Below are 13,937 nucleotides of genomic sequence, written 5' to 3' on the forward strand. Positions count from 1 at the left end.
CCGTCCCGCCGTATACCGTCCAGGTATGAGTCGAGTGTCGGTGATCACAGGCGGCGCGGGCGGCATGGGAGTGGCCACCGCGAAAGTCGTCGGCCGCGATCACACCCTGGTGCTGTGCGACGTCCGGCAGGACCGGTTGACGGCCGCGACCGCCGCGCTGGCAGAGCTCGGGATGACGCCCACCGCGGTCAACTGCGACGTCACCGATCGGCGGGCCGTCGCGCAGCTGTTCGACACCGCGGCCGGGCTCGGCACCGTCGTCTCCGTCATCCACACCGCCGGGGTGAGCCCGAGCATGGGCCCGGCCGACTACGTGATGCGGACCAACGCGATCGGCACCCTCAACGTCAACGAGGCGTTCTACGCGGTCGCCGGCGACGGCTCGGTGATCGTCAACGTCGCGTCGATGGCGGCGCACATGCTGCCCGCGGAAATCGTTCCGACAGCGCAGTTTCCGCTCGCGCTTAGCGACGCCGACGCCTTCATGGACGCCATGCTGGCGGCGTGCGAGGTCGCGCCCGAGCAGGCCCGCTCGGGGCTGGCCTACGCCGTGAGCAAGAGCTTCGTCAAGTGGTACAGCCAGTCACAGGCCGAGCGCTTCAACGCGCGAGGCCTGCGCATCGTCTCGGTGTCCCCCGGCTCGATCGACACCGAAATGGGCCGGCTCGAGGAGAACGCCGGCGCCGGGGCGATGGTGGCCGACGCCGCGGTCCCGCGGTGGGGCAAGCCCGAGGAGATGGCCGAGCTTCTGGCCTTCTGCGCCAGCGACAAGGCCGGATACCTCACCGGCACGGACATTCTCAACGACGGCGGGGTGATCGCCTCGATGACCGAGCGGGCCAGGGTGGCCGCCGCCGGCTAGACCCGCACACCGTCGCGGCCCGCGCCGAGCGTGGGCGCCATGGCCGGGTAGCAGTCAAAAATCCCGAGCAGCACCCACGGTCGCCGCGCTCGGCACGCACCGGTGATGGATCCAGTCGCGGCGCCGCAGCCGCCAGGTCCACCGCGCGTAGTCCAGCTCGGTGTAGGGCCATTGGGTGACGATGCGACCGGTCGGCGAGCGAAAGTAGCTGTCGCACCGCGTCCAGATGGTGCGTTCCAGGTCGGCGGAAAGCCGGTCGTTGAACCGCTTTTCGGCCTCGGGCCGCACCTCGAGGAATCCGCCGCGGCGGGCCAGCCGGCTCACCGCGCTGGCCACCAGCCGCGCGCCGGCCTCCAGAATGTAGACGATGGAGTTGCCGCCCTGATTGGTGTTGGGGCCGTAGAGCATGAAGAAGTTGGGGAACCCGCTGACGGCCACGCCCAGGTAGGCGGAGGGCTCCTCGCCCCAGTGCTCGTGCAGCCGGCGGCCCCCGGCGCCGACGACCTCGATGCCGGACAGGTAGCGCGACGTCTCGAATCCGGTTGCCAGCACGATGACGTCGGCCTCGATCTCGGCGCCCGAGGCGGTGATCACCGACCTGCGGCCGATCCGGGCGATGGGATCGGTGACCAACTCGACGTTGTCGCGTTGCAACGCGCGGTAGTAGTCGTCGCCCAGCAGCACCCGCTTGCACCGGAACGGGTAGTCCGGCGTCAGCGCCCGCCGCAACGACTCGTCGGCGACGGTGCGGTCCAGGAACGAGGTCGCAATCCGGCTGCGTGCCGTCACGACGGGGTCGTCGGCGAAGGTCGCGGTGTTGTCGTGCTGGAACTTCCAGATCTGCCAGCGGGTGCGGCGCAGCGCCAGGGGATTACGTTTGAATCGGGCCAATTCCGTTGCGCTGTAAGGCCGGTCGTCCTTGGGCACCATCCAGGGCGGGGTGCGCTGGAAGACCGTGACGTGTCCGGCGGTGCCGGCCAGCTCGGGGACGAGCTGCACCCCGCTGGCGCCGGTGCCGATCACCGCCACCGTGCGGCCGGCCAGGTCCAGGTCGTGATCCCACTGCGCGGTGTGCAGCACGGGTCCGGCGAAGCCGGCCAGCCCGTCGATGTCGGGCAGCTTGGCGGCGCCGAACAGGCCGACGGCGCACACGACGACGTCGGCGCTCAGCGTCGCCGGGTGCCCGCCCCGGTCGATCCGGCAGTCCCACGCCGCGGTGTGGGGATTCCAGCGCAGCGAGCGCACCGTGGTGTCGAGCATCAGATGACGCCGCAGGTCGAAGTCGTCGGCCACCGATTCCAGGTAGGCCAGGATCTCGGGTTGCCGGGCGTAGGTGCGGCTCCAGGATGCGTTGGGGGCGAAGGAAAACGAGTACAGGTGGCTCTGGATGTCGCAGGCGGCGCCCGGATAGGTGTTGCGTCGCCAGGTGCCGCCGACGCCGTCGGCGGCCTCGATGATCACCAGGTCGTCGATGCCGGCGCGGCGCAGCGCGACCGCGGCGCCCAGGCCGCCGAAGCCCGCGCCGATGATCGCCACCTTCGGCCCGCGCCGCCGCCGCGTCGCCGCCCGCACCCGCCCAATGGCATAGAGCCGCTTGGCTTTTCGACTCATCACGGGCTTCGCGCGCGCTGGGCCAACGGTTTCGGTCACGGCCTGGGTTTCCTCTCCGTGGCCACGACTATATAGTCACTCGCGCAGCCGCAAACATTGCCCGCAGCGAACCCCTAGACAGCGAGGACAGTTCGTGATGCTCCTGCCGTTGGCGGCCGAGCCGTTCACCGCCCCGACCGACCGCGACATGCTGCCCTCCGAGCGGCGCGAGTTCGTGCGCACCCACCGCACCTGCGTGTTCGGCTACCGCCGTCGCAACGACGGCCCGGCCATGTCGATCGTGTACTACATCCCCACCGACACCGGCGAATTGCTCGTCTCCACCATGGCCGGCCGCGGCAAGGCCCGCGTCGTGCAGCGCGACCCCAAGGTGAGCCTGTGCATCCTCGACGAGCGGTGGCCGTTCTCCTACCTGCAGGTCTACGCCGACGCCGCGCTCGACGAGGACCGGGAGCTGGCGGTCGACGTGATGATGGCCGTCGCCGGCCGGATGTCCGGTCAGCCACTCGGCGACGAGGCGCGCCCGCACGTCCGGGACATGTGCGAGCGCGAAAACCGCGTCGTCATCCGCTGCCGGCCCTACGGGACATTCGCGACGCCGCCCCGCCACCTGCACCGCAACGATCAGGTCCAGGAACTGAGCCACTGGGTGTCCGGTGTCATCCCCTGGGACGCAGCCGATCCGGACTGATCACCCCGGGTAGCGGTCCCGCAGTTTGGCCAGCGTCGCCTCGATGCCCGAGGCGTTCGCCTTGGCGAAACCCATCCGCTCGTAGTACTTCAGCCTGTTCTTCAGCGCGCCGGCGTCGCGGTAGTCGAACGTCTCGGTGACCCGGGTCCGGGTGGGTGACAGCGACTCGAATTCCCACCGCCAGCGGTGCCCGAGCGGGTGACGCCACTCGACCACCTCGTTCGGCTTGAGCTCGGTGATGGTGCTGGTGATCCGGTAGGGCAGGCCGAACATCCGCATGTGCGTCGAAAACTTCGATCCCTCAACGAGTTTCGCCGGCACACTGATGTTGTCGCGGACTGTGCCCGAACCGTCCAGTTCGTGGTGCCGGCGCGGATCGGCGACCAGGGCGTACAGCTGTGCCGCCGGCGCGGCCACGTCGACTCTGCGGCTCACCTGTCGGGGTCCCCGATCGACAACCGTGACGGTCATGACTGTCTCCTTTCCGCTATCCGGCAGCGTAATCCGGCCTCGGGCTGCGGCATGCTGGAGCGCTGCACGAGGCTGGAAATCGTGCGCGACGGAAAGGACTCCAGCACCCATGAGCCAGTCACTTACGGGCAAGGTCGCGCTGATCACCGGGGCGGCGCGCGGGCAGGGCCGCGCGCACGCGGCGCGGCTGGCCGCCGAGGGCGCCGACATCATCGCCGTCGACCTCGCCGGGCCGCTGCCGCCGAGCGTTCCCTACGACTCGTCGACGCCCGAGGACCTGGCCGAGACCGCGGAACTGGTGCGTGCCGCCGGACGGCGGGTCGTCACCGCACAGACCGACGTGCGCGACCTGGACGCCCTGACCTCCTCGGTGGACACGGCGGTGGGCGAGCTCGGCCGCTTGGACGTCATCGTGGCCAACGCCGGAATCTGCAGCCCCGCCCCGTGGAATCGGATCACCGCGCAGGCGTTCCGGGACACCATCGACACCAACGTCGTCGGCACCTGGAACACCGTGATGGCGGGGGCGCAGCACATCATCGACGGCGGCCGGGGCGGGTCGATCATCCTGATCGGCTCGGCGGCCGGCATCAACATGCAGTCGTTCATGGTCCACTACACCGCCAGCAAGCACGCCGTGGTGGGCATGGCCCGCGCGTTCGCCGCCGAACTCGGCCGCTACAACATTCGGGTCAACAGCCTCAACCCCGGGGCGGTCGCCACCCCGATGGGCACCGGCCGGATGCGCGACGCGCTGCGCGCGGCCGCCGACGACTACCCGCATCTGCGGGGCCTGCACAAACCGCTGCTGCCCGAGGGCATCGCGCAGCCGGAGGACATCGCCGACGCGGTGGCCTGGCTGGCCTCCGACCAATCCAGGTTGGTGACCGCCAGCCAGGTTTCGGTCGATCTCGGCGTCGGCTACGTGTGATGCCCGCCCGCGCCGCCCGGCCCGCGCGGCCGACCAGGCACAATGGTGTGGTCAAGACCTGCGGCGGGGAGCGAGAAGGAGCGGCATGCCCACCAGCGAATACCAGGTGAGCGGGATGAGCTGCGGCCACTGCGAGGCCGCCGTGCACAGCGAGGTGGCCCGCATCCCCGGCGTCAACGGCGTCTCGGTCAGCGCGGACACCGGCCGGCTCGTCGTCACCAGCGCGGTGCCCATCGACGCCGACGCCGTCCTCGGCGCGGTCGACGAAGCCGGCTTCCAGGCCGTCTTGGTCGCATGAGCACACCGCCACGGCACATCGACGAGGGCACCTTCCCCGACCACACCGCCTCAACCGCTCGCATCGAGCTGGAGATCACCGGGATGACCTGCGCCTCGTGCGCGGCCCGGATCGAAAAGAAGCTGAACAAGCTGGATGGCGTGACCGCGACCGTCAACTACGCCACCGAGAAGGCCGCGGTCAGCGCGCCCGCGAGTTACGACCCGCAAACGCTGATCACCGAGATCGAAAACGCCGGGTACGCCGCCGCCGTGGCGACGCCGTCGCCGCCGCGGGACGCCCCGGAGCTGGCCTCGCTGCGCAGGCGCCTGGTCACCGCCATCGCCCTGGCCGGGCCGGTGATCGCCGTGGCGATGATTCCCGCGCTGCAATTCCAGCACTGGCACTGGGCGGCGCTGGCCCTGACCGCGCCGGTGGTCGGGTGGTGCGGGCGCCCCTTCCACGCGGCCGCGTGGGCCAACCTCAAACATGGCGTCACCACCATGGACACCCTGATCTCGATCGGCACGCTGGCGGCCTTCCTGTGGTCGCTGTACGCCCTGGTTCTCGGGGCGGCCGACCGGCCCGGCATGCGGCACGACTTCGAGCTGACCGTCGGGCACGGCGCCCACGTCTCCCACGTCGCGGCCCCGTGCCACGTCTACTTCGAGGTGGCGGCCGGGGTGACGCTGTTCGTGCTGGCCGGGCGGTACTTCGAGCGGCGGTCCAAGCGGACGGCCGGCGCCGCGCTGTGGGCGCTGCTGGCGCTGGGCGCCAAGGACGTCGCGGTGCTGCGGGCGGGCGCCGAAACCCGCATCCCGATCGAGCGGCTGGCCGTCGGCGACGAGTTCGTGGTGCGTCCCGGCGAACGGATCGCCACCGACGGGATCGTCGTCGCGGGCTCCTCGGCGGTAGACGCCGCCATGCTGACCGGTGAGTCCGTCCCGGTCGAGGTCGGCGTGGGCGACGGCGTGACCGGCGGCACCGTCAACGCCGGCGGCCGGCTGGTGGTGCGCGCCACCGGGATCGGCGACGACACCCAACTGGCCCGGATGGCCCAACTGGTCGAACGGGCCCAGTCCGGCAAGGCCAACGCGCAGCGGCTCGCCGACCGCGTCTCGGGGGTGTTCGTCCCCGTCGTGCTGCTGCTCGCGGTGGCCACCCTGGCCGGCTGGCTGGCGGCGGGCGGCACCCTGGCCACCGCCCTGACCGCGGCCGTCGCGGTGCTCATCATCGCCTGCCCGTGCGCGCTGGGACTGGCCACCCCGACCGCCCTACTGGTCGGCACCGGCCGGGCCGCCCAGCTCGGAGTCCTGATCAAGGGGCCCGAAGTGCTCGAGACCACCCGCGCCGTCGACACCGTCGTGCTCGACAAGACCGGGACCGTCACCACCGGCGCCATGACCGTGCTCGACGTGGTCGCCGCCGACGGCACCGACCGCGCCACGCTGTTGCGCTACGCCGGGGCGCTGGAGGCCGCCTCCGAACACCCCCTCGCGCACGCCATCGCCCGGGACGCCAAGGCGGAACTCGGCCCGCTGCCCACCCCCACCGGCTTCCGCGCGGTCGGCGGCGGCGGCGTGCACGGCAGGGTCGACGGCCACGCCGTCGCGGTCGGGCGGCCGAGGTGGCTGGCCGAGCGCGGCCTGCGCCCGGACGCCGCCCTGGCGGCGGCCGCCGCGCGCGCCGAGCACGACGGCAAAACCGTGGTCGCCGTCGGCTGGGACGGCCGGGCGCGCGGCATCCTGGCGCTGGCCGACACCGTCAAACCCTCCAGCGCCGCGGCGGTGCGGCAGTTCACCCGGCTGGGCCTGACGCCGATCCTGCTGACCGGCGACAACCACACCGTCGCCCGCCGCATCGCCGGCGAGCTCGGGATCGGCGAGGTCATCTCCGGCGCGCTGCCCGCCGACAAGGTCGAGGCCGTCAAGCGCCTGCAATCCGCGGGCCGGGTGGTGGCCATGGTCGGCGACGGCGTCAACGACGCCGCCGCGCTGGCCGCCGCCGACCTGGGCCTGGCCATGGGCACCGGCACCGACGTCGCGATCGAGGCCGCCGACGTCACCGTGGTCCGCGGCGACCTGCGCGCGGCCGTCGACGCGATCCGGCTCTCCCGGCGCACGCTGGCCACCATCAAGACCAACCTGGTGTGGGCCTTCGGCTACAACCTGGCCGCGATTCCCCTGGCGGCGCTCGGCATGCTCAACCCGATGCTGGCCGGCGCCGCCATGGCGCTGTCCAGCGTGCTCGTCGTCGGCAACAGCCTGCGGCTGCGCTCGTTCGCCAGCATCATCCCCGGCGCGTGAGCCGCGCAGCATCGGCCGGCCGGCGGCGCCGGTATGGGATAGTTGGTCGGGCCGCCGCTTTCGGTCATCCCGGCCGACCGGTCGACCGCCACCTCCCCCTCGCGCAGCGCTCGATCTAGCAAAAGGTCACGACCGTTGGAGCAGTTCTTCGGACAACTGTCGCTGCTGCACGGCTGGCTGCCGCCGACCGTGCAGGGCCTGGCGCTGCTGATGCTGGTCGCCGCGATCCACTGGCGGGCCCGCGGCTGGCTCAAGCGGGTGCTGCCGGCGGCGCTGGTCGCCGCGGTCGCGGTGACCGTGCTGGCGCGCTGGTACATCACCTCGCTCGGGGTGGCCGGGGATCCGGCGCCGACGGCGCTGTGGCTGTGGATCGCGCTGAGCGGTCTGGCCGCGGCCGTGTTCCTGGTGGGCTGGCGGGGCGTGCGCTGGTGGCGACGCGGGCTGGCGGTGCTGTCGATACCGCTGTGCGTGCTGTGCGCGGGCCTGGCGCTGAACGGCTGGGTGGGCTACTTCCCCACCGTGCTCGCGGCGTGGAACCAGCTGACCCAGGCGCCGCTGCCCGACCAGATCGACCGGCTGCGGGTCACCGAGATGCAGATCGCCGGCACCAGGCCGAGCAAGGGCGTGGTGGTGCCGGTGGACATCGACGGCAACGGCCCGTCGGGCTCCCACTTCGCGCACCGCCGTGAACTGGTCTATCTGCCCCCGGCGTGGTTCAACAGCAACCCCCCACCCCGATTGCCGGCGGTCATGATGATCAGCTCGGCCTTCAACACCCCGGCCGACTGGCTGGGCCCGGGCGGCGCCTTCACCGCCATCGACTACTTCGCCGCCGCCCACCACGGGTTCGCCCCGGTGCTGGTGTTCGTCGATCCCACCGGCTCGTTCGACAACGACACCGAGTGCGTCAACGGCAGCCGCGGCAACGCCGCCGACCACCTGACCAAGGACATTCAGCCGTTCATGGTGTCGAACTTCGGCGTCAGCGCCGACCGGGCCAACTGGGGCGTCGCCGGATGGTCGATGGGCGGCACCTGCGCCGTCGACCTGGCCGTCATGCACCCGGAGATGTTCCGCGCCTTCGTCGACATCGCGGGCGACCGCGGCCCCAACGTCGGCCCCAAGGACCAATCCGTGGCGCGGCTCTTCGGCGGCGATCAGGCCGCGTGGGCGGCCTTCGACCCGGTCACGGTGATGACCAGGCACGGTCGCTACGCCGACTTGTCCGGTTGGTTCGAGGTGCCCGGGGCCGACGTGGCGCGCACCGCGCAGCAGGGCAACGCCGATCCAGCACCCGCCCTGGTGGCGTCCAGCAGCGACCCGGCCGCCAACCCCGAGGGCCAGGATGCCGCCGCGCACTCGCTGTGCGCGGTCGGCGCCGCCAACGGCATCGCCTGCGCGGTGGTTACCCAGCCGGGCAAGCACGACTGGCCGTTCGCCGCCCAGGCGTTTGCCACCGCGCTGCCGTGGCTGGCCTGGACGATCGGCACGCCCAACACCGAACCGGTGCAGCTGCCGCAGCGGGCCGCCGCGCCGCCGCGGTGATTCCGGCAGCTGGGCTGTCTCGGGGGCGATAGGCGACAAATTCCCCATAATTCACAGCTGACCCACCCGTAACGGAGCCGCCGGATCGGCGGCCCGAATGGTACGGTTCGCTGCTGTGGCCTCGATGTTTCGCCCCGGCAACGGTCCCGGCAGGGACGCGCTCGTCGGCCGGTGCGCCCCGGGGCCGAACCCGCCGTGGCCTTGCCGCCGGATGATCGCCGCCCCGCCTGTCCAGCCATGAACCGCCGCCAGTTCCTCGGATCGCTCGCCGCCTCGGTCGTGGCCGGCGTCGGCGCCGCGCGGCTCATCGTCGATCCGCAACCGCGCACCTTCGCCCAGACGCCGGCGGCCGCCATACCGACGTCCGGCCCGACCGCCCCGCAGGCCCTGCTGCCGCCTCCCCCGCTGAGCGCCCGCATCCCGCTGCCCGGCGGCGGCGCGCTGATGAAGATCCCGGGCGAGGGCGACCTGCTGGCGCTGACCGTCGACGACGGCGTCAACAGCGAGGTGGTGCGCGCCTATACGCAGTTCGCCAAGGACACCGGCGTGCGGCTGACCTATTTCGTCAACGGGGTCTACGACTCGTGGACCGAGAACCTGCAGTTGCTGCGCCCGCTGGTCGACAGCGGCCAGATCCAGCTCGGCAACCACACCTGGTCGCACCCGGACCTGACGACGCTGACCAAAGAGCAAGTGGCCGAACAACTCTCGCGTAACGATGCGTTCCTGAAGAAGACGTACGGCATCGGCGCCAAGCCGTACTGGCGGCCGCCGTACGCCAAGCGCAACGCCACCGTGGACGCCGTGGCCGCCGACCTTGGCTACCAGGTGCCGACGTTGTGGTCGGGCTCGCTGTCGGATTCGACGCTGATCACCGAGGACTACATCCTGCAGATGGCCGATCAGTACTTCACGCCGCAGGCCATCGTGATCGGGCACCTCAATCACCTGCCGGTCACCCACGTCTACCCGCAGCTGGTCGACATCATCCGGGAACGCAACCTGCGCACCGTCACCCTCAACGACGTGTTCCTGAAGACGCCGTAAGGCGCACTACCCGCCGGGCTCCCGCTCGGCGGCCAGCAGCATCGTCAGCGTCTCGCGCAACTCGGTCAGCCGTCGCTCGCCGAGCACCTTGCGCCACCGCTTCTCCATGGCGATCGCGTTGGCGCGCATCACCTGCAGTGCCTGCCGACCCCGCGGCGTCAACTCGATGATCCGGGCGCGCGCGTCGGCCGGGTCGGGCGTGCGGGTGACATAGCCGTGCCGCTCCAGGGCCGCGACCGCCTGGGCCACCGCCTGCCGGCTCACCCGCAGCCGGTCGGCCAGATCGGAGGCGTGCAATCCGCCCGCGGCCAGCGGCACCAGGGCGAGCGACTGGGCGGGCCGGATCCCGTCGAGGCCGGCCTCGGCGAACGCGGCGCGCAGCCGCGGTGCGCCGGCGGCGGCGACCAGGTTCACCAGCGCCGGCACGGTCGGCTCCCACCCGCCGCGCGCTCCCTCTCGCATGCCGATCAGTCTGCCACCCCGGAACGGATTGACAAGTTACTTGTCAAAATGCCCGCCGGCTGCCACCATGGCCCTATGCGATTCGGATGCGCCCGGGCGGTCAGCCTCGGTCTGCTGCCGGTTCTGGTCGTCGTGCTCGCCGGCTGCCTCGGTGGCGGGCATGCGCTGGGAACGCCTGACTCCCAATCGATTCCGGTCGGGCCATCCACCCACACCCTGCAGTCGGGCGGCACGTCCCGCACCTATCACCTGTACCGCCCGCAGGGGCTGAGCGAGGCGGCCCCGCTGGTGGTGATGCTGCACGGCGGCTTTGGCAACGGCGAGCAGGCCGAGCGCGCCTACCACTGGGACGCCGAGGCCGACGCCGGGCATTTCCTGGTCGCCTACCCCGACGGCCTGGGCCGCGCCTGGAACGCCGGAACCTGTTGCGGCGAGCCGGCACACGGCGGCACCGACGACGTCGGATTCGTCAACGCCGTGGTCGGCGCCATCGAGGCGCAGATCCCGGTGGATCGTGCCCGCGTCTACGTCACCGGCATGTCGAACGGCGCCATGATGGCGCTGCGGCTGGGCTGCCAGAGCGACACCTTCGCCGCGATCGCCCCGGTGGCCGGCACGTTGCTCACCGATTGCTCCGCGGCCCGGCCGGCCTCGGTGCTGCAGATCCACGGCACCGCCGACGACCGGGTGCCCTATGCCGGCGGACCCGGAAAGGCGTTCGCGCTCAACGGCTCCCCGCGGGTCGACGGGCCGTCGGTGGAATCGGTCAACGCCACCTGGCGCGCCATCGACGCCTGCGGGCCGCCCAGCTCGACCACCGCCGGCGATGTCACCACCCAGACCGCCGGCTGCGCGGACGGCCGCACGGTGGAGTTGATCTCGGTGGCCGGGGCCGGCCACCAATGGCCCGGCGGGGCGTCCAGCCCCCTGGCGGAAAAGGTGGCCGGAATTCCGGCGCCGTCGACGGCGCTGGACGCCACCGACACGATCTGGCAATTCTTCGCCCGTAATCACCGTTAGCGAGCGGCCAATCTCTAAAAAATTAGAGATTGGTCTTCCGCTGGTCGTGCGCGATTGTTACCGTTCCGTAATGCGCCGCGTCGCGGGAGTTTTCGCAGCACTGGTGTTGATGGCGGGCACCCTGACCGGACCCGCGATCGCGCGGGCCGACGGCGACGAGCCGCAATACGCCGACTTCTACACCCCGCCCGATCCGCTGCCGCCCGGGCGGCCGGGCGACCTGATCCGCACCGAGCCGTCGCGGCTGGTGCTGGAGCCCTCCGGCCAGCTCGGCGCCATCATGGCCACCGGGACCCGGATCATGTACCGCAGCACCGATACCCGCGGCAACCCGATCGCGGTCACCGGCACCTACTTCGAGCCCTACAACGATTGGCCGTACGGCGGGCCCAGGCCGTTGATCAGCTACGCGCCCGGCACCCAGGGCCAGGGCAATCAGTGCGCCCCGTCGCGAATGTTCAACCAGGGCATCCACTATTCGGGCGGCTGGGACATCATGTTCAACTACGAGGAGCTGTTCGTGGCCACCATGGTGGCCCGCGGCTTCGCCATCGTGATGACCGACTACCAGGGCCTGGGCACGCCGCCGATGCACACGTACGTGGGCCGGGTGGCCGAGGGGCAGGCCGTGCTCGATGCGGCCCGGGCCGCGATGCGACTGCCCGGCACCTCGCTGGATCCGCATGGGCCGGTGGCATTTTGGGGTTATTCACAAGGCGGCGGCGCCACCGCGTCGGCGGCCGAGCTGGCCGCGCAATACGCGCCCGACCTGCACATCGTGGGCACCTACGCCGGGGCGCCGCCGGCCGACCTCAAGGAGCTGTTGCCCTACGCGGACGGCAGCGCGCTGGTCGGCGTGGTCGGGTACGCGCTGAACAGCGTGATGGCCGCCTACCCGGAATTCGCCGACGCCATCCGTTCCAAGATGACGCCGCGCGGGCTGGCGATGCTGGAATCGGTGTCCCGCCAGTGCGTCGGACAAACCCTGCTGGACTTCATGTTTCGCCACATTCAGCCCTACTTCACCGAGGACATCAATCAACTTGTCAACGAGGAGCCTTTCAACAGCCTGTTCGAGGCGCAGCGGATCGGGCGCTACAAACCCAACGCGCCGGTGCTGATCAACAGCAACCGCTACGACCCGCTGGTGCCGTGGACGGCCGCCAACCAGCTGGGCCGCGACTGGTGCGCCCAGGGCGCCGACGTGGAGTTCCGCACCAACGAGGAGCCGCCCTTCCTCAACAAGCTCGTCATCAACCACGCGCTGCCGATGCTGGTCGACGGCGAGCCGGCCATGCAGTGGATCGCCGCCCGCTTCCGCGGAGAACCCACCGCGCCCAACTGCGGCCAGTTTTAGACTGGGGTGCATCGCTGCCCGCAGAAAGCACAACGCCGCGCAGCGGCGCCGCCAACTCGCCGACGCCGCAATCGAATTGCTGGGCGGCAACGGGCTGCACGGTGTCAGCCACCCGAAGGTCGACGACCGCGCCGGCGTCCCGGCCGGCACCACGTCGTTCTACTTCCGCACCCGCAAGGCGCTGGTGCACGCCATGGCCGGCCGGCTGGCCGAGCTCGACGTCGCCGACTTCTCGATGATGGCCGAGCTCGCCGAGGATCACGCCACCGAGTTCGCCGGCACCGCCGGGTTGGCCCGCATCGTCATGTACGTGAACAGCGAGCCGTGGCTGACCCGTGCCAAGGCGCGCTACGAACTCGCGCTGCTGGCCGGCCGGGACCCGGAACTGGCCGCCGCGCTCAGCGAGTCGGCGGACCGGCTCTACGCACTGGCCCGCAACGTCGTCACCCAGTGGCATCCGGCCGGCAGCGCGCCGGACCCGGCGCTGGTCGACGACCAGGCGACCGCCACCCTGGCGTTCATCAACGGGATCATGCTGACCTTCGTCGCCGGCCAGCCGGCCGTCGACGATGCCGGGCAACTCGACCGGCTCATCCAGGGCGTCATCGCCGGCGTCGCCCACGTCCGCGGTGCGTAAACGAAACCGCGTGTCCGACACGGCATTCGGCTCGCGCGCCGGTCAGCGTGCGTCGAACATCCCGTCGACCAGCCGCTGCAGCACCTGCCGGGTCTCCCGGCGGGCGCGGTCCGGATCGTCGGCGGTGGCGATCACCATGGCCGCCTCGTCGAGCGCGCCGATCAGCACGTGCGCCAGCGGACGCACCGGTTGCTCGGCCAACTCGCCGGCCCGGATCGCCTCGGTGAGCAGCTGCTCGGTCATGCCCAGGCTGTAGCGCTGCGCGACATCGCGGAATTCGGCCCAGCCCAGCACGCTCGGTGCGTCCAGCAGGATAAGTTGCCGCACTTCGGGATCGGCGGACACCTCCAGCCAGGCGTCGACCGCGGCGCGGATGGCGTCCGTGGGTGTGCTCGCCCCGGATTCGGCCACCACCACCGCCATCCGCGCCATCACATCCTGCTCGACGGCCTCGACCACCGCGCGGAAAAGCGCTGCCTTGTCGGCGAATTGGTGGTACATCGCGCCCCGGGTGACCCCGGCGGCCGCGGCGATCTCGGGGGTGCCGACCTCGGTGTAGCCGCGCAGCCCCCACAGCTTGCGGGCAGCGGCGATCAGCGCGTCGCGGGTCGCCGCGGAGCGCTCTTCCTGGGTCCGTCTCTTGCTTTCCATACAGTCTGTTGGTAACTTACGAACAGGCAGCCTGTTTGTAAGTGTACATTCCTCTGAGCTAGGAGTTCT

14 protein-coding genes are annotated in these 13,937 nt (G+C 71.2%); 10 read left to right on the forward strand and 4 right to left on the reverse strand.

All coding sequences use genetic code 11. From position 1 onward, the window contains the following. Positions 1 to 25 precede the first annotated feature (25 nt). Positions 26 to 862, forward strand: coding sequence for an SDR family oxidoreductase (locus MAA44156_RS22810; protein ID WP_080555773.1), 837 nt, complete (start codon positions 26 to 28; stop codon positions 860 to 862). 54 nt (positions 863 to 916) lie between these two features. On the opposite strand, the gene MAA44156_RS22815 is transcribed toward MAA44156_RS22810, so the two are convergent. Further along, positions 917 to 2,473 carry a flavin-containing monooxygenase gene (locus tag MAA44156_RS22815; protein ID WP_227974628.1) on the reverse strand — a complete coding sequence of 519 codons (1,557 nt, stop codon included), beginning with the start codon at positions 2,471 to 2,473 and terminating at the stop codon, positions 917 to 919. Between the two features lie 136 nt (positions 2,474 to 2,609). Here MAA44156_RS22815 and MAA44156_RS22820 point away from each other — a divergent pair, with 136 nt between their 5' ends. After that, the gene (locus tag MAA44156_RS22820) at positions 2,610 to 3,164 is read left to right on the forward strand and encodes a pyridoxamine 5'-phosphate oxidase family protein (RefSeq protein ID WP_009979903.1); all 555 of its coding nucleotides are present in this window, start codon (positions 2,610 to 2,612) and stop codon (positions 3,162 to 3,164) included. Here MAA44156_RS22820 and MAA44156_RS22825 read toward each other — a convergent pair whose 3' ends face one another. After that, the gene (locus MAA44156_RS22825) at positions 3,165 to 3,635 is read right to left on the reverse strand and encodes an SRPBCC family protein (RefSeq protein ID WP_011726555.1); all 471 of its coding nucleotides are present in this window, start codon (positions 3,633 to 3,635) and stop codon (positions 3,165 to 3,167) included. Positions 3,636 to 3,744: 109 nt separating this feature from the next. Here MAA44156_RS22825 and MAA44156_RS22830 point away from each other — a divergent pair, with 109 nt between their 5' ends. The 5 genes from MAA44156_RS22830 to MAA44156_RS22850 all read left to right on the forward strand — a co-directional run bounded on the left by MAA44156_RS22830 (position 3,745) and on the right by MAA44156_RS22850 (position 9,741). Then, positions 3,745 to 4,566 (forward strand): mycofactocin-coupled SDR family oxidoreductase, encoded by an 822-nt coding sequence (locus MAA44156_RS22830; protein ID WP_009979906.1) that lies wholly within the window; start codon positions 3,745 to 3,747, stop codon positions 4,564 to 4,566. Between the two features lie 85 nt (positions 4,567 to 4,651). Continuing rightward, positions 4,652 to 4,864 (forward strand): heavy-metal-associated domain-containing protein, encoded by a 213-nt coding sequence (locus MAA44156_RS22835; protein ID WP_009979907.1) that lies wholly within the window; start codon positions 4,652 to 4,654, stop codon positions 4,862 to 4,864. Further along, a complete protein-coding gene (locus MAA44156_RS22840; RefSeq protein ID WP_156649256.1) occupies positions 4,861 to 7,149 on the forward strand; it encodes a heavy metal translocating P-type ATPase in 2,289 nt (762 codons plus the stop codon). The genes MAA44156_RS22835 and MAA44156_RS22840 overlap by 4 nt, the downstream gene beginning before the upstream one ends. A gap of 135 nt (positions 7,150 to 7,284) precedes the next feature. Continuing rightward, the gene (locus tag MAA44156_RS22845; RefSeq protein ID WP_009979911.1) at positions 7,285 to 8,694 is read left to right on the forward strand and encodes an alpha/beta hydrolase; all 1,410 of its coding nucleotides are present in this window, start codon (positions 7,285 to 7,287) and stop codon (positions 8,692 to 8,694) included. Positions 8,695 to 8,931: 237 nt separating this feature from the next. Then, positions 8,932 to 9,741 carry a polysaccharide deacetylase family protein gene (locus MAA44156_RS22850; RefSeq protein WP_009979912.1) on the forward strand — a complete coding sequence of 270 codons (810 nt, stop codon included), beginning with the start codon at positions 8,932 to 8,934 and terminating at the stop codon, positions 9,739 to 9,741. A 6-nt stretch (positions 9,742 to 9,747) separates the two neighbouring features. On the opposite strand, the gene MAA44156_RS22855 is transcribed toward MAA44156_RS22850, so the two are convergent. Beyond that, entirely contained in the window at positions 9,748 to 10,203 is a 456-nt protein-coding gene (locus MAA44156_RS22855) for a MarR family winged helix-turn-helix transcriptional regulator (RefSeq protein ID WP_023860853.1), read from the reverse strand. Positions 10,204 to 10,278: 75 nt separating this feature from the next. Here MAA44156_RS22855 and MAA44156_RS22860 point away from each other — a divergent pair, with 75 nt between their 5' ends. The 3 genes from MAA44156_RS22860 (at position 10,279) to MAA44156_RS22870 (ending at position 13,217) form a co-directional block, all read left to right on the forward strand. Beyond that, on the forward strand, positions 10,279 to 11,223 hold the full coding sequence (locus MAA44156_RS22860; protein WP_009979915.1) for a CE1 family esterase: 945 nt from the start codon (positions 10,279 to 10,281) through the stop codon (positions 11,221 to 11,223). A gap of 70 nt (positions 11,224 to 11,293) precedes the next feature. Further along, complete coding sequence (locus MAA44156_RS22865) at positions 11,294 to 12,580, forward strand: lipase family protein (RefSeq protein ID WP_009979917.1); 1,287 nt, start codon at positions 11,294 to 11,296, stop codon at positions 12,578 to 12,580. Position 12,581: 1 nt separating this feature from the next. After that, complete coding sequence (locus tag MAA44156_RS22870; RefSeq protein ID WP_255250785.1) at positions 12,582 to 13,217, forward strand: TetR/AcrR family transcriptional regulator; 636 nt, start codon at positions 12,582 to 12,584, stop codon at positions 13,215 to 13,217. Positions 13,218 to 13,259: 42 nt separating this feature from the next. Here MAA44156_RS22870 and MAA44156_RS22875 read toward each other — a convergent pair whose 3' ends face one another. Then, complete coding sequence (locus MAA44156_RS22875) at positions 13,260 to 13,868, reverse strand: TetR/AcrR family transcriptional regulator (RefSeq protein WP_003874308.1); 609 nt, start codon at positions 13,866 to 13,868, stop codon at positions 13,260 to 13,262. Positions 13,869 to 13,937 lie beyond the last annotated feature (69 nt).

This window comes from Mycobacterium avium subsp. avium, assembly GCF_009741445.1.
Taxonomy (GTDB): Bacteria; Actinomycetota; Actinomycetes; order Mycobacteriales; family Mycobacteriaceae; genus Mycobacterium; species Mycobacterium avium.